The 14,814-nt window shown below is 65.9% G+C and carries 11 protein-coding genes; 7 read left to right on the top strand and 4 right to left on the bottom strand.

Annotation, left to right across the window (positions count from 1 at the left end; all coding sequences use genetic code 11):
• Positions 1–12: 12 nt before the first annotated feature.
• The 4 genes from I6F28_RS27610 (at position 13) to I6F28_RS27595 (ending at position 7,817) form a co-directional block, all read left to right on the top strand.
• Positions 13–684 (top strand): aspartate/glutamate racemase family protein, encoded by a 672-nt coding sequence (locus I6F28_RS27610; protein WP_225142152.1) that lies wholly within the window; start codon positions 13–15, stop codon positions 682–684.
• A 147-nt stretch (positions 685–831) separates the two neighbouring features.
• Positions 832–2,553 (top strand): AMP-binding protein, encoded by a 1,722-nt coding sequence (locus tag I6F28_RS27605; RefSeq protein ID WP_225142151.1) that lies wholly within the window; start codon positions 832–834, stop codon positions 2,551–2,553.
• A gap of 8 nt (positions 2,554–2,561) precedes the next feature.
• Positions 2,562–5,867, top strand: a complete 3,306-nt coding sequence (locus tag I6F28_RS27600) for an acetyl-CoA carboxylase family protein (protein WP_225142150.1) — start codon at positions 2,562–2,564, stop codon at positions 5,865–5,867.
• Between the two features lie 96 nt (positions 5,868–5,963).
• The gene (locus I6F28_RS27595) at positions 5,964–7,817 is read left to right on the top strand and encodes a sigma-54-dependent Fis family transcriptional regulator (protein ID WP_225142149.1); all 1,854 of its coding nucleotides are present in this window, start codon (positions 5,964–5,966) and stop codon (positions 7,815–7,817) included.
• A 174-nt stretch (positions 7,818–7,991) separates the two neighbouring features.
• On the opposite strand, the gene I6F28_RS27590 is transcribed toward I6F28_RS27595, so the two are convergent.
• Both I6F28_RS27590 and I6F28_RS27585 read right to left on the bottom strand, forming a co-directional pair.
• Positions 7,992–8,546, bottom strand: a complete 555-nt coding sequence (locus I6F28_RS27590; protein WP_036009648.1) for a flavin reductase family protein — start codon at positions 8,544–8,546, stop codon at positions 7,992–7,994.
• A 115-nt stretch (positions 8,547–8,661) separates the two neighbouring features.
• The gene (locus tag I6F28_RS27585; RefSeq protein WP_157284997.1) at positions 8,662–9,759 is read right to left on the bottom strand and encodes an LLM class flavin-dependent oxidoreductase; all 1,098 of its coding nucleotides are present in this window, start codon (positions 9,757–9,759) and stop codon (positions 8,662–8,664) included.
• A gap of 217 nt (positions 9,760–9,976) precedes the next feature.
• On the opposite strand from I6F28_RS27585, the gene I6F28_RS27580 reads away from it, so the two are divergent.
• The 3 genes from I6F28_RS27580 (at position 9,977) to poxB (ending at position 13,385) form a co-directional block, all read left to right on the top strand.
• On the top strand, positions 9,977–10,891 hold the full coding sequence (locus tag I6F28_RS27580; RefSeq protein WP_225142148.1) for a 2-dehydro-3-deoxygalactonokinase: 915 nt from the start codon (positions 9,977–9,979) through the stop codon (positions 10,889–10,891).
• A 15-nt stretch (positions 10,892–10,906) separates the two neighbouring features.
• Positions 10,907–11,539 (top strand): 2-dehydro-3-deoxy-6-phosphogalactonate aldolase, encoded by a 633-nt coding sequence (locus I6F28_RS27575; protein ID WP_225142147.1) that lies wholly within the window; start codon positions 10,907–10,909, stop codon positions 11,537–11,539.
• A 109-nt stretch (positions 11,540–11,648) separates the two neighbouring features.
• Positions 11,649–13,385, top strand: a complete 1,737-nt coding sequence (gene poxB, locus I6F28_RS27570) for a ubiquinone-dependent pyruvate dehydrogenase (protein WP_225142146.1) — start codon at positions 11,649–11,651, stop codon at positions 13,383–13,385.
• Positions 13,386–13,387: 2 nt separating this feature from the next.
• Here poxB and I6F28_RS27565 read toward each other — a convergent pair whose 3' ends face one another.
• Positions 13,388–13,747, bottom strand: coding sequence for a hypothetical protein (locus I6F28_RS27565; protein ID WP_225113897.1), 360 nt, complete (start codon positions 13,745–13,747; stop codon positions 13,388–13,390).
• Positions 13,748–13,815: 68 nt separating this feature from the next.
• Complete coding sequence (locus tag I6F28_RS27560; RefSeq protein ID WP_225126717.1) at positions 13,816–14,724, bottom strand: PaaI family thioesterase; 909 nt, start codon at positions 14,722–14,724, stop codon at positions 13,816–13,818.
• Positions 14,725–14,814: the final 90 nt, after the last annotated feature.

The raw sequence follows: 14,814 nt of genomic DNA, 5'->3' as shown, positions 1-14,814 counted from the left end.
TATGACGGGAGGATGGGCCAGAACTCCGATCGACGCGCGCGCATCCTCCTGATCAATCCGAACAGCAACGAGGCGACCACCACGATGATGGTGGCGATCGCAAGGTCCGCTGCCGCCGATGGTTTCGACATCGTCGGCGCCACGGCAACGCGTGCGCCCACAATGATCGTCTCGGCGGACGCGCTGGAGGCGGCTGCGCTGGAGGTCGAGGAGATCGCGCGTCTCCGTGGCGGCGAGTGCGACGGCGTCATCGTGTCGGCATTCGGTGATCCCGGTCTCGCCGGGATCAAGGCGGCGATGAAGCTGCCCGCCGTCGGCATCGGCGAATCCGCGATGCTGGAAGCCGCCGGGAACGGTCGCCGGTTCGGCGTGGCGACCACGACGCCGTTGCTGAAAGCGAAGATCGATGCATTGCCTGATACGCTGGGCTTGCGCGCGAGCTACACGGGCACGCGCTTCGCCGACGGCGATCCGCAAGAGCTGATGCGCGATCCGGCGCAGCTGCGCGCAGCGCTCGCCGGCGCGGTTGAGGCCTGCATTGTGCGAGACAGAGCGGAAGCGGTCATCATCGGCGGCGGGCCGCTGGCTGAAGCGGCGCGCGAGCTTCAGCCGATGTTCGCGGCGCCAATCATCGCCCCGATCCCATCTGCCGTGCGACGGATCATTCGTCTCGTCGCGGCGTAACCTCCGGTTTTTCCGCGCCGCGGCATCGGCCGTGCTGCGGAAAACTGTTTTCCTTGACATCAACTCTGTGGTGCTCGACGTGTAACGAGGTCGAGCGATGCTGCCTTGCGTCCCTCGCGAAAGGAAAAGCAACACGGGAAGGACGTCATGAACACGGGCCTCGACGAGAATGACTACCTCGCCACCTTGCGCGGCCTGTGGGACAAGGCCTGGCCGAAGGGCCTGCCGCGCTCGCCGAACTATCTGCACGGCGAAGTTCCCCTGACGGAATATCTGCGCACCTGGGCAAAGCGGAGTCCGGAGCGGCCCGCGGTGATCTTCTACGGGCATGTGACCACCTATGCCGATCTCGATCAGAAGAGCGATCGCTTTGCGGCGCTGTTGCAGGCAAAGGGCGTGCGCAAGGACGATCGCGTCGCCGTCTTCCTGCCGAACTGCCCGCAATTCCACGTCGTGTTCTTCGGTATCCTGAAGCTCGGCGCGATCCACGTCCCCATCAGCCCGCTGTCGCGCGCGTTCGAATTGTCCTACCAGCTCAACGACACCGAGGCCGAGGTGATCGTCGCGCTCGACCAGCTCATGCCTATCGTTGATCAGGTCCGCGGCGAGGTGCAACTGCGCGAGATCATCGTCACCAGCTTCGCCGACGTCGTGCCGGCGGCGCCTGCGTTTCCCGCGCCGGACTCGATCCGCACGCCGCGCGTTGCGGTCTCCGGCGCAACTGATCTCCTGCCGGCGCTCGCGGCACTGCCCGCACCGACCCCGCTGCCGCCGCCTCACCTCGATGATGTCGCCGCGCTCAATTACACCGGCGGCACCACCGGCATGCCCAAGGGTTGCGTCCATACCCATCGCGATATGGTCTACACGGCCGCCGCCAATTACGGCATCTCGTTTCCCTCGGATGAGAGCAGCGTGTTCCTGTCGTTCTTTCCGGAGTTCTGGATTGCTGGCGAGAATTCCGGTCTGATCTTCCCGCTGTTCTCGGGCGGCACGCTGGTTCTGCTCGCGCGCTGGGACGCTGTCGGCGCGATGGCGGCGATCGACAAGTATAAGGTCACGATGACGGCGATGCCGGTCGACAGCGCGGTCGAGATGATGGACCATCCGCGCTGGAGCGAGTTCGACCTGTCGTCGCTGCAACAGGTGCGCGTGGTCTCCTTCGTCAAGAAGCTCAACGCCGGCTATCGCAGGCGCTGGAAGGATCTCACCGGCACGATCCTGATGGAGGCGGCCTGGGGCATGACCGAGACCCACACTTCCAATACTTTCACCGCTGGCTTTCAGGACGGGGATTTCGACCTCAACAGCCAGCCGATCTTCGTCGGCCTGCCGGTCCCCGGCGCCGAGTTCAAGATCACCGATTTCGAGACCGGTGCGCTGCTGCCGCTGGGAGCCGAAGGCGAGATCCGCGTGCGTACGCCGTCGCTGCTCAAGAGCTACTGGAACAAGCCCGAGGCGACGGCGGAATCGCTCGTCGACGGCTGGTTGCGCACCGGCGATATCGGCACCATCGACAAAGACGGCTTTCTGCACTTCCTCGGCCGGCGCAAGGAGATGCTGAAGGTCAAGGGCATGAGCGTGTTTCCGCCGGAGATCGAGGCGTTGCTGGGGCAGCATCCGAAGGTGCTGGGCTCGGGCGTGATCGGCCGTGATGATCCGGACAAGGGCCCGGTGCCGGTTGCTTACATCCAGCTCAAGCCGGAAGCGATCGGTACGGTCTCAGAACAGGAACTGCGCGCCTGGTGCGCCGAGCGCATGGCCGTCTACAAGGTTCCGGAAGTCCGCATTATCGATGCGCTGCCATTGACGGCAACGGGCAAGGTCAGGAAGCAGGACCTCATTCCAAATCCTCCTGCCGTCCAGTGAGAGAGACGATGTCGTTCAAGAAGCTCCTGATCGCCAATCGCGGCGAGATCGCCATCCGCATCGCACGGGCGGCGGCCGATGCCGGCATTGCGACGGTCGCCATCCATCCCGCCGACGATGCGCTGTCGCTGCACGGGCGCGTTGCGGACGAGGCGATCGAGATCCCCGGCCGCGGCGCACGGGCCTATCTCGACATCGAGGCCGTGGTGATGGCGGCCAAGAGCGCAGCTTGCGATGCCGTGCATCCCGGCTATGGCTTCCTCAGCGAGAACGCGGCATTCGCGAAAGCCTGCGCCGACGCCGGAATCACCTTCGTCGGGCCGAAACCGGCTGCGCTCGAGCTGTTCGGCGACAAGGTTGCGGCACGTCAGCTGGCCAAACGCTGCGGCGTGCCGATCATTGCCGGCACCAGCGGGCCGTCGAGTCTCGAGGAGATCACGGCATTCTTCACCTCGCTCGGCAGCAATGCTGCGATCGTGATCAAAGCGATGGCGGGCGGTGGCGGCCGCGGCATGCGCGTGGTGGAGAACGCGTCCGATCTTTCGGAAGCCTATGCGCGCTGCCAATCCGAGGCCAAGGCGGCGTTCGGCTTCGAGGGCGTCTATGCCGAGCGGCTGATCCGGCAGGCGCGCCACATCGAGGTCCAGATCATCGGCGACCGCCATGGTGCGATCTCCCATCTCTGGGAACGCGAATGCACCATCCAGCGCCGCCACCAGAAGCTGATCGAGGTGGCGCCGAGCCCGTCATTGAGCGATGCCCTGCGCGGCCGCATCATCGAAGCGGCAAAGCAGCTGGCGGGCGCCGCGTCTTACGATAATCTCGGCACGTTCGAGTTTCTGGTCGACGGAACCGCCGAGGAAAGCTTTGCCTTCATCGAGGCCAACCCGCGTCTCCAGGTCGAACACACCGTGACCGAAGAGGTGCTCGGCGTCGATCTCGTCCGCGCCCAGCTCGCGGTCGCCGCAGGCAGCACATTGAGCTCGCTCGGTCTAGCGCAGGCGTCGATCCCGAAGCCGCGCGGCCATGCCATGCAGCTTCGCGTCAACATGGAAACGCTGGACGTGTCAGGCGCCACGCATCCGACCGGCGGCGTGCTCGCCGTGTTCGAGCCGCCGTCGGGCCCCGGCGTGCGCGTCGATAGTTTCGGCTATGCCGGCTACAAGACCAGCGCGGCCTTCGACTCGCTGCTTGCCAAGGTGATCGTGCACACGCCGAGCGAGGCCTGGCATGACGTCGTCGCGAAAGCCTTGCGTGCGCTACGCGAGTTCCGGATAGATGGCGTCGTCACCAATATTGCCTTCCTCCAGTCGGTGCTCGCGCATCCCGATTTCAGGACCAACCGCATCGCGACTGATTTCATCGACCGCAACATTGCCAGGCTCGTGGAAGCATCGGATGGTGCCGCCAAGCCGCTTTACTTCGCCGCGGCAGAGCGCGGCGCCGGTCACAGCGCGGAGGTGCACGTCGCGCCAGCCGTACCCGAAGGCACGGTGATGGTCGCGGCCCCCTTGCAGGGAACCATCGTCACCATCCAGGTGAAGAAAGGCGAGATCGTCCGCCCCGGCCAGCAACTCGCCGTGATCGAGTCCATGAAGATGGAGCACCTCGTCATGGCCGAGCAGGGCGGGCGGGTGACAAAACTCGTCGCAGGTGACGGCGTCACGCTGATGCATGGCGAGCCGATCCTCTATCTCGAGCCGCTCGATGTCGCCGCCGACAGCACAACGGCAGAAGCCGACATCGATCTCGACCATATCCGTCCCGATCTTGCCGAGCTGATCGCCCGCCAGGCCAACACGCTCGACGAGAACCGCCCCGCTGCGGTCGAGCGCCGCCGCAACACCAACCAGCGCACCGCGCGCGAGAACGTCGCCCAGCTCGTCGACGACGGCTCGTTCATGGAGTACGGCAGTCTCGCGATCGCGGCGCAGCGCCGCCGTCGCAAGCTCGACGATCTCATCAAGAACACGCCGGCGGACGGCCTTGTCATGGGAGTCGCCACGGTCAATGCCGAGAAGTTCGGGCCCGAAGGCGCGCGCTGCATCGTCGTCGCCTATGACTACACCGTGCTCGCGGGCACGCAGGGCCACATGAACCACAAGAAGATCGACCGCATGCTGACGCTGGCGGAAGACTGGCGCGTGCCGCTGCTGTTCTATGCCGAAGGCGGCGGCGGCCGGCCCGGCGACACCGACCGGCTCGGCATGACCGGCCTCGACGGGCCGTCCTTCGTGCAGTTCGCGCGGCTCTCGGGCCTTGTGCCTGTCGTCGGCGTTGTTTCCGGCTATTGCTTCGCCGGCAACGCCGCGATGCTCGGTTGCTGCGATGTCATCATCGCCACCAAGAACGCTTCGATCGGCATGGGCGGTCCTGCCATGATCGAGGGCGGCGGCCTCGGTGTCTATCATCCGGCCGAGGTCGGCCCCGTATCATTCCAGTCGCCGAACGGCGTCATCGACATCCTGGTCGAGGACGAGGAGGAAGCGACCCGCGTCGCGCAAAAATATCTGTCCTATTTCCAGGGTGCGGTGGCGGATTGGGAGGCTGCTGACCAGCGCCTGCTCCGCCGCGCCATCCCCGAGAACCGCCTGCGCGTCTATGACATCCGCAGCGTGATCGACCTCGTCGCCGACAAGGATTCCGTGCTGGAGCTGCGCCGCGACTACGGCGTCGGCATGATCACCGCGCTCATCCGAATCGAAGGCAAGCCGTTCGGCCTGATTGCCAACAATCCGCGCCATCTCGGCGGCGCAATCGATGCCGATGCCGGCGACAAGGCTGCGCGTTTCCTCCAGCTCTGCGACGCCTTCGATCTGCCTGTTGTCTCGCTGTGCGACACGCCCGGCTTCATGGTCGGCCCCGAGGCGGAGAAGACCGCGATCGTGCGCCACGTCTCACGCATGTTCGTGACCGGCGCCAGCCTCACCGTGCCGCTGTTCGGCATCGTGCTGCGCAAGGGCTATGGTCTCGGCGCACAATCGATGATCGGCGGCGGCTTCCACGCCTCGTTCTTCACCGCGGCCTGGCCGACCGGGGAGTTCGGCGGCATGGGCCTGGAGGGCTACGTCCGCCTCGGCTTCCGCAAGGAGATGGAGGCGATCGCCGATCCCGAGGAGCGCGAGACCTATTACCGCAACAAGGTCGCCGAGCTCTATGCCAACGGCAAGGCGGTCTCGATCGCCTCCGTGTTCGAGATCGACAACGTCATCGACCCGGCCGAGACGCGGCGCTGGATCATGGCGGGCTTGCGCACGGTGCCGAAGCCCGAGCCGAGGACGGCGAAGAAGCGGCCGTGCATCGACACGTGGTGAGGGCGGTGCAGCAATAGCTGCTTTCCCGGTTCCCGATTGACATCCCCGCCCTTGCTGCCAGACTTTGCACAATAATACAGGGTGGAGACGTCCGCGATGGCCAGCCTCTCGGCCTCGAACCATGTCGCCCGTGTCTTGTCCGTCGCCAATCATGTGGCCGACGTCGATGCCTCCTCGCGGATTGCGAGTTCCTGGCGGCGCTGCCTCGTCAACCACAAGCTCGATCCCGCCCGCCAGGGCCCACCGCAGACGCTCACCGAAGCCGAAATCCGCCATGTCGCCGAGCCGATGGAGGAGACGATCCGGCTCGTCACGCCCGAACTCGACGATCTCGCCCGTGTGCTGCACGACGCCGGCTACTGCGTCAATCTCGCCGATGTCAACGCGACCATGCTGTTCAGCCGTCTGCCGGGCGAAGCCGATGCAAGGATGTTTCTGGATTGGAAGATCTACACCGGCTCGAACTTCGCCGAGGCTTGCGAGGGCACCAATGGGCTCGGCACCGCGCTGGCCGAGCAGAAGCCGATCCTGGTGCATCGCGACGAGCATTTTCGGGCGCAATGGCACATGTTCTCCTGCGCGGTGGCGCCGCTGTTCGATCCGGTCGGCCGGCTCGCCGGTGCCGTCAACATCACCTCCTGCCGTGAGGATCTGGAGCGCGCCGCGCATCAGCTTGCACTCGCGGTGACGATGGAGGCGACGCGGCGGATGGAGGGTGCGATCTTCCGCGGGCATTTCCGCAATGCCTGGATCGCCACCGTGCCCGGTGACGGCGGCAGCGGCCTCGTCGCCTATGATGACGACCGCCGTATCGTCGGGGCCTGCCGCTCGGTGCGTGCGCTGCTCGGCCTCACCGACGGCATGATCGCCTCCGGCATCGACCTGTCGCGCTATCTCAAGTTCGACCATCACGCTGCGCGTGGCAGCGGCGAGATCGTCGAGCTGCGCCATGGCGACGGCCGTCCGTTGGGGCAGGGGCATGTTGCTCCGCCCCTGCGTGCGAGATCGCATGCGCCGCGCCGCGATGCGCAAGTCGATCGCTTTGATGCGTTGCACCGGCTCGCCGGCCGCGACCCCGGCCTGATCCGAAGCGTCAAACGGCTGCGGAGCATCGGCGATCACAATCTGCCGGTGCTGCTGCATGGCGAGACCGGCGTCGGCAAGGACGTGTTCGCGCGGGCTATTCACGGTGCGAGCAACCGCGCGCGCAACAATTATGTCGCGCTCAATTGCGCGGCGATGCCGGAAAGCCTGATCGACGCCGAGCTGTTCGGCTACGAGGCGGGCGCCTTCACCGGCGCGCGGCGCGAGGGTTCGAAGGGCCTGATCGTGCAGGCCGACGGCGGTACGCTGTTCCTCGACGAGATCGGCGACATGCCGATCGGCTTGCAGACGCGCCTGTTGCGCGTTCTGGAAAACCGCGAGGTCTGGCCGCTCGGCGCGCTCAAGCCCGTCACCGTCGATATTCGCCTGATCAGCGCCACGCATCGCGATCTCGGCCGCATGGCGGAAGCGGGGGCCTTCCGCGCCGACCTCTATTTTCGCCTGCGCGGCATCGAAGTGCGCCTGCCCGCCTTGCGCGAGCGCGCCGACCGCGACGACATTATCCGCCAGATCGCGCGGGAGGAGGCGCCGAGCTGCCGGCTCTCGGAGGAGGCATGGTCGCAGCTCGCGGCCTACCCGTTCCCCGGCAACATGCGCCAGCTCCGCCACGTGCTGCGGCTCGCCGGCTGCACGGCGGAAGATGGCGTCATCACCGATGCCGATCTCGATCTGCCGCCGTTTGGCGGACCGACGGAGCCTGATCTCGAAGCAGCCGAGCGTGCGACGATTGTCGCGGCGCTACGTAAGCATGATGGCCGCGTGACGGAAGCCGCGCGCGCACTGAAGCTCAGCCGCGCGACGCTCTATCGCAAGATCAAGCAGCTGAAGATCGAGACGACGCAGTAGCTCTTTCTTCCCCTCTCCCCTTGTGGGAGAGGGTGGCTCGCCGCGCCGCGGCGAGACGGGTGAGGGGTCTCTCTCCGCGTATGACTCTGGTGAGTTTGCAGAGAGATACCCCTCATCCGGCGCTTGGCGCCACCTTCTCCCACAAGGGGAGAAGGAAGAAAGCGAGCACTCGTCCTACGAAAAATCCGTCCAGCTCAGATGTCGTGCGTCGAGATCGCCGATCGTCACGTTCTCGCGGAGTTCTCGTGGCGTGTGGAAATTGCTGCGCAAGTACACGAGCGGCGTGACGGCAGCGGAATGCGAGGCGCTGCGGACCTCGCCGACGAAGATCGAATGCGTCGTTGTCTCGAACTCCTGCGCCAGCACGCAGTCGAACGCGGCCACCGCGTCCGCCAGCACCGGTGCGCCGGTCACGCCACGCGTCCATTGCCCGAAGGCGAAGCGATCGTCGCCGTCGACGCCCTTCTGGCCGCTGAAGGTGAGGGCGAGCAGCGCGTGATCCTCATGCAAGAAGTTGATGGCGAAAGCACCTTCCTCCCGGATGCGGGCATGGGCGCTGGCGTTGCGGTTGACGCAGACGATCAGCGAGGGCGGCTTGTCCGACAACGAGCAGGCCGAGGTCACCGTCAGCCCCGTGCGCCTGCCGTGCTCGGCGCCCACCGTGACCAGCGCTACCGCGCCGGCACATTGGCGCATCGCCTGCTTGAAGTCCTTCGCGTCCACCGTCACGCGGAAATCTCCCAGAATAGAAGCGGGTGCGGCACGATCGCGCCGCACCCGGCGCCAAGAGTCTAGCATGATCTCTTCGGAAAACCGCTATGCACTTTTCCGGATCATGCTTGCGTCAAGCCGCCTTCTTCGCGGAGCCGAGATGCGCAAGGCGCGGCATCACCTCGTTCTTCAGCAGCGAGAGCGAGTGGTGCCAGGCCTCGGCCTTGTGCTTGTAGTCGAAGCCGAACACGAGTAGCACGCCGAAGCCGCCGACCTCGTCGTAGATCTTCTCGATCTTCTCGGCGACCGTCGCGGGCGAGCCGACGATCCAGTTCCGCTTGGCGCAATATTCGACCGTGACGTCGCTGTCTGGCACATCGGGCGCGTGCTTCAGATAGTCCTTGAAGCCGAAATGCCCGAGCAACGGCAGGAAGTACTCGCTCATCATTCGGCCCATCATGTCGCCGGTCGAGAGCTTCCAGGCCTCTTCGTCGGTGTCGGCGACGAATACCTCGCGCACCAGGCGCCAGTCCTGGCGGTTTGGCTTGCGGCCGGTCTTGGCCGCCCCGATCTCGACCGAGTCCCAATGGCTCGAGACATAGGCCGGGTTGAGGTTGAGGCTCATCGGGATGAAGCCGCGCTCGCCGGCGAGCTTCAGCGTGTCCGAGTTCTTGGAAAGGCCAGCAACGCCGATCGGCGGATGCGGCGCCTGCAGCGGCTTGATATGAGGCTTGAGGAAGTCGAACATCGTGTCCGGCTTGGTCACCGTCCAGTACTTCCCCTTGTGGGTGAAGGGTGCAGGCTCGGTCCACAGCTTCAGGATGATCTCCAGCGCCTCGCGTGTCATGTCGCGGTTCTGCCCGCTCATGCCGTCGACGTTGAACATCGCCCAGTCGCTCGGTAGCCCGCTCGCCGCCACGCCGAAATTGAGCCGGCCTTCGGAGAGATGGTCGAGCATCGCGACGCGGTTGGCGAGCTCGGCCGGGTGGTGATAGGGCAACAGGAAGCCGCCCGGTCCGATGCGAAGCTTCTTGGTTTGCATCAAGGCCTGCGCGATCAAGAGGTCCGGCGTGGGATTGGGTTCCCAAGGCGCGGTGTGGTGCTCGCCGACCCAGGCCTCCTGGTAGCCAAGCTCGTCGAGCCAGCGCATGACCTGCAGGTCCCAGTCGTTGCCTTCCTTGAGGCCGCACTCCGGCGGATGCGAGGGCATCGTGAAATAGCCGATCTCCATGGGTTTCCTCATCTGATGTTGACGCGTCTTGTCGCGCGTTGACGGAGTTGAGTGACGAAGTGTCAGCAAGCGGTGTGCCAGCGCGGCGAAGCCTCAAATTCAAGAGAAAAGGCTGGTTTGCCCGCGCAATAGCCGGTATCTCGACGGGAGCCTGCCGGACATCGTCTCATATGTCGCGAGACGGCGTCTTGGCCATGAGACGAGGACGAGACTTGAAATGACCGAACCCGCCTATGTCGCGGTGGACTGGGGCACCAGCAGCTTCCGGCTCTGGCTGGTCGATCGCGCCGGTCAGGTGCTGGCCGAGCGCCGCAGCGGCGAAGGCATGCTGGCGGCGGCGAAGACCGGCTTTCCCGCGGTGCTGCAAGCGCATCTGGCCGCGGTCGAAGCGCCCGCGCATCTGCCGGTTCTGGTCTGCGGCATGGCCGGTGCCAAGACCGGCTGGGTCGAGGCCGGCTATGTCGACACGCCGGCACGGCTCTCCGCCGTCCTGCAACAGGCCGTGCGTGTCCCTGGCGAAGCGTGCGACATCCGCATCCTGCCGGGTATCGCCCAGCGCGATGCCAAGGCGCCGGACGTCATGCGCGGCGAGGAGACGCAGTTGCTCGGCGCGCTCGGCCTCGATGCCGCGGGCGAGGCGCTGGTCTGCATGCCCGGCACGCATTCGAAATGGGTTCGGGTGAAGGACGGCACGGTCGAGCGCTTTTCCACCTTCATGACCGGCGAGCTGTTCAGCGCTGTCTCGCGCGAGACGATCCTGTCGCTCGCAGTCGCCGGTGCTGATGACGCCGAAGACATCGCGAGCTTCAAGGCGGCCGTGAAGGCCGCATTCGCCGCCCCGGCCTTCGCCGCCAACCTGCTGTTCACCGCGCGGTCGCGCCAGCTTCTGTTCGGCGGCACGCCGGCCGCGGCGCGCGAGACGCTGTCGGGCACGTTGGTCGGCGTCGAGCTGGCGGCGGGCCTCTCCGGCACGGTGCCGCAAGCGGGCGTCCAGCTGATTGCCGCGGGGCGGCTTGCGGTGCTGTATCGGCTGGCATTCGAGGCGCTCTCGGTAACCGCAAATCCGGTCGATGCGGATGAAGCCGTCCGCCGCGGCCTGTCGATGGCGGCAGCCGCGATCTGGACGAAGTAGAAAGGACTGCGAGAGATGAGCGTTCCCTTTCCGCCGATGCAGCGGCCGCTGGTCGCGATCCTGCGCGGCATCAAGCCTGAGGAGACCGAAGCGATCGTCGGCGTCTTGGTCGAGGCCGGCATGACCGCGATCGAGATCCCCCTGAATTCACCCGATCCGTTCCGCTCGATCGCGCTTGCCGTGAAGCTCGCGCCATCAGGCGTGTTGATCGGCGCCGGCACGGTGCTGACGACGGCAGATGTCGATCGTCTCAACGATGTCGGCGGCAGGCTGATGGTGTCGCCCAATGTCGACACCGAAGTGCTGGCGCGCGCGCATCAGCATCGCATGGTGACCATGCCCGGCGTGTTCTCGCCGACCGAGGCGCTGCTGGCGGCGCGCGCGGGCGCGTCGGGCCTGAAATTCTTTCCGGCGAGCGTGCTCGGCGCTGCCGGCATCGCCGCGATCCGTGCCGTGCTGCCGGCAGGCGTGATGATCGCCGCCGTCGGCGGCGTCTCCGACCAGAATTTTGTCGAGTACATCAAGGGCGGGGTGACCGCCTTCGGGCTCGGCTCCAGCCTCTACAAGCCAGGCATGACGGCAACAGATGTCGCAGCCCGCGCAGAGGTGACAATTGCCGCTTACGATCGGGCAATTGAGAAAGATTGAGCCGACAATAAACTAGCCGTAATCCTGACTTGGTCTATTCTGCCATATGGTGGCGCGATGCCGACATGCGCGCATCGTGTTATGCGACTGGCTGAATCAGGAGACCGACATGGCGATCAACAACGTGGCCGATCTGTTCGTGGCAACGCTCGAACAGGCCGGGGTCAAGCGCATCTACGGCATCGTCGGCGACAGCCTGAACGCGCTCACCGAGGCGCTGCGCCGCCGCGGCACGATCGAATGGATTCATGTCCGGCACGAGGAGGTCGCGGCCTTCGCGGCGGCCGGCGAAGCCGAGATGACCGGGAGCCTCGCGGTCTGCGCGGGCTCCTGCGGCCCCGGCAATCTGCATCTGATCAACGGCCTGTTCGACGCGCATCGCAGCCGCGTTCCCGTGCTGGCGATCGCGGCGCAGATCCCGACCGCCGAGATCGGCGGCGGCTATTTCCAGGAGACGCATCCGCAAAACCTGTTCCGCGAATGCAGCCATTATTGCGAGCTGGTGTCGGACCCGAGCCAGCTGCCTTTCGTGCTGGAGAATGCAATTCGCGCGGCGGTCGGCTTGCGCGGCGTTGCCGTCGTCGCGATGCCCGGCGATGTCGCGTTCCGGAGTCCTCCGAAGCGCGCGCTGTCGACGACGCGTGGCCTTGCACTGGCTCCGCCGAAGGTCGTGCCGCAAGCGGATGAGCTGCAGGCGCTCGCGGATCTCCTCAACGGCGCCGAGCGCATCACGCTGTTCTGCGGCCGCGGCTGCGCCGGCGCGCATGCGCCTTTGATGCAACTCGCTGAAGCGCTGAAGAGCCCGATCGTGCACGCGCTCGGCGGCAAGGAGCATGTCGAATACGACAACCCCTATGACGTCGGCATGACCGGCTTCATCGGCTTCTCCTCGGGCTACGCCGCGATGCACGCCTGCGATGCACTGGTGATGCTCGGCACCGACTTCCCCTACAAGCAGTTCTTCCCTGATGATGCGAAGGTCGCGCAGATCGATATCCGCCCGGAGAATCTGGGGCGGCGCTGCAGGATCGATCTCGGTCTCGTCGGCGACGTCAAGCTCACCATCGAGGCGCTGCTGCCGCTGCTCAAGACGAAGACGCAGCGCAAGCATCTCGACGACGCCGTCGCGCATTACAAGAGGGCCCGCGAGGGCCTCGATTCGCTAGCCAAGGGCACGCCCGGAGCCAAGCCGATCCATCCGCAATATCTCGCCAAGGTCATCAGCGACCATGCCTCCGACGATGCCGTCTTCACCGCCGATGTCGGCACCCCGACGGTGTGGGCGGCGCGCTATCTCGACATGAACGGCCGCCGCCGGCTGATCGGCTCCTTCGTGCACGGCTCGATGGCCAATGCCATGCCGCAGGCGATCGGGGCGCAGGCTGCGCAGCCCGGGCGCCAGGTCATCTCGCTCTCCGGCGACGGCGGCTTCACCATGCTGATGGGCGACCTGATCACGCTGACGCAGGAGAAGCTGCCGGTGAAGGTGGTCGTCTTCAACAACGGCGTGCTCGGCTTCGTCGCGCTGGAGATGAAGGCGGCGGGCTTCGTCGACACAAATGTCGACCTGGAGAACCCGGATTTCGCCGCGATGGCGCGCGCGATGGGCATCTTTGCCAAGCGCGTCGAGGATCCCGGCGAGCTTCCGGGCGCGATGAAAGAGATGCTGGCGCACAATGGGCCGGCGCTGCTCGACGTCGTCACCGCCAAGCAGGAGCTGTCGATGCCGCCGACCATCACGGCCGAGCAGATCAAGGGCTTCAGCCTCTGGGTGCTCCGCGCGGTGATGAACGGCCGCGGTGACGAGGTGCTCGACCTCGCGAAGACGAACCTGTTGCCGCGGTGATATCAGCCGGCGCGGTGGTTCACCTCTCCCCGCCGAGGAGAGGTGAACGTCTGCCAGTGCAGCACGACGCCGATCAGCATCGCCGGCACGAAGCCGAGCGCGATCAGGAAATGCGGCAGCTGCTTCGGCGAGATGAGGGCGATGGCGATATCGGAGATCAGCCACAGCGCTGCGAACATCACCGCAAAATCCGTTCGCGGGCACCGCAGGTAATAGAACACGGCGGTGATGACGATGGCCGGGCCGATCGCGATGCCGATCATGATCGCGGTCAGCTCCTTCGGCGTCAGCGTGTCGAGCACCATCGATGCCAGCAGCCAGAGTGCGGCGAACATGGCAACGATGTCGAGCGGATGCCGCAATCCAATTCCTCTGGCGAAAGGCGCGCTATCGTTGGGGCCGGAGCTGCGGCCGTCAAGTCAAAATGGGCTTATTCCTCGTCACTTCCAGGCGTCGGGCGCAGCATGAAGTGACCGAAAGCGGTGGCGATCGGCCTCGTCGCATCGTCCTGCCAGGCCCGCGCCTCGAAGGCGACGATACGTCGGCCCTGCTTCACGATCGAGACGTCGGCAAACGTGTCGAGCGCGCGTCCGGAGCGCAAGTAGTTGACGGTGAGGCCGATCGGCTTGGGCGGTGCGCTAGCGCCGAGCTCCCGCGCCACGCCGATGATGGCGGTGGTCTCGAGGAAGGCGCCCGTCATGCCGCCATGGATCGCCGGCAGGATCGGATTGCCGATGATCTGCGGCGAGAACGGCATCGTCAGCGTGCCGTCATCGTTGACGCGGATGCCGAGCGCGCGCGCGAACGGGCTGCGCGCAAAGGGCCCGTCCGGATCCTCCGGCGCCTCCAGCGTCGGGATGCTGCGCGCATCCATCCGGCGGTCGGCGAGCATGTTGGTGCGGTTGGCGCCGATCATGAAGCAGGCGGTCGCGGTCGCGACCGGATCGTCCTCGGACTCCTGATAGGCGGTGGAGCGCACGAAGGCGATCGAGCGCGTGGTGCGGTAGCAGACCGAATGCGCTTTGATGTCGAGGCCGGGCGTTGCCGGCTTCTGGTAGTCGATGCGCAGATCCAGGGTCGCGATCGCGCGGGTGCCGTCGAGCGCAAGTTGCACCGCCATGCCGCAGCTCTCGTCCAGCATCGCGGTGACGACGCCGCCATGCAGCACGCCGGTCGCGGTGTCGCCGACGAAGACCGGTCGATAGGGCAGGCTGGACCAAGCCTCGCCAGGTGCGAACCGGTCGAGCTGGAGCCCGCTGATATGGCCGTAATCGGAGCGGCGGCCCTTGATGGCCTCGGCGAGTTCCTCGAAGGCAAGCGTGGTCGGCGTGGTGCTCATGGGGACCTTCTAGACCAGTGTCGGGCCTCGCGCAAAATCCCGAATGAGCCCCGCATGGGACGGTTTGGTCTCGACAGGGCGCGCCGAAGC

Origin of the sequence: Bradyrhizobium sp. NBAIM14 (genome assembly GCF_020193895.1) — a bacterium.
In the GTDB taxonomy this organism is placed as follows: Bacteria; Pseudomonadota; Alphaproteobacteria; order Rhizobiales; family Xanthobacteraceae; genus Bradyrhizobium; species Bradyrhizobium yuanmingense.
The sequence above is the reverse complement of the archived record's forward strand: the minus strand, read 5'-3'. Positions and strand labels throughout refer to the sequence as shown.

Excerpts from the sequence above, each read along its gene's own strand:
- I6F28_RS27610 (WP_225142152.1), top strand. The coding sequence starts at position 13 with ATGGGCCAGAACTCCGATCGACGCGCGCGCATCCTCCTGATCAATCCG.
- I6F28_RS27605 (WP_225142151.1), top strand. The coding sequence starts at position 832 with ATGAACACGGGCCTCGACGAGAATGACTACCTCGCCACCTTGCGCGGC.
- I6F28_RS27600 (WP_225142150.1), top strand. The coding sequence starts at position 2,562 with ATGTCGTTCAAGAAGCTCCTGATCGCCAATCGCGGCGAGATCGCCATC.
- I6F28_RS27595 (WP_225142149.1), top strand. The coding sequence starts at position 5,964 with ATGGCCAGCCTCTCGGCCTCGAACCATGTCGCCCGTGTCTTGTCCGTC.
- I6F28_RS27585 (WP_157284997.1), bottom strand. The coding sequence starts at position 9,759 with ATGGAGATCGGCTATTTCACGATGCCCTCGCATCCGCCGGAGTGCGGC.
- I6F28_RS27580 (WP_225142148.1), top strand. The coding sequence starts at position 9,977 with ATGACCGAACCCGCCTATGTCGCGGTGGACTGGGGCACCAGCAGCTTC.
- I6F28_RS27575 (WP_225142147.1), top strand. The coding sequence starts at position 10,907 with ATGAGCGTTCCCTTTCCGCCGATGCAGCGGCCGCTGGTCGCGATCCTG.
- poxB (WP_225142146.1), top strand. The coding sequence starts at position 11,649 with ATGGCGATCAACAACGTGGCCGATCTGTTCGTGGCAACGCTCGAACAG.
- I6F28_RS27560 (WP_225126717.1), bottom strand. The coding sequence starts at position 14,724 with ATGAGCACCACGCCGACCACGCTTGCCTTCGAGGAACTCGCCGAGGCC.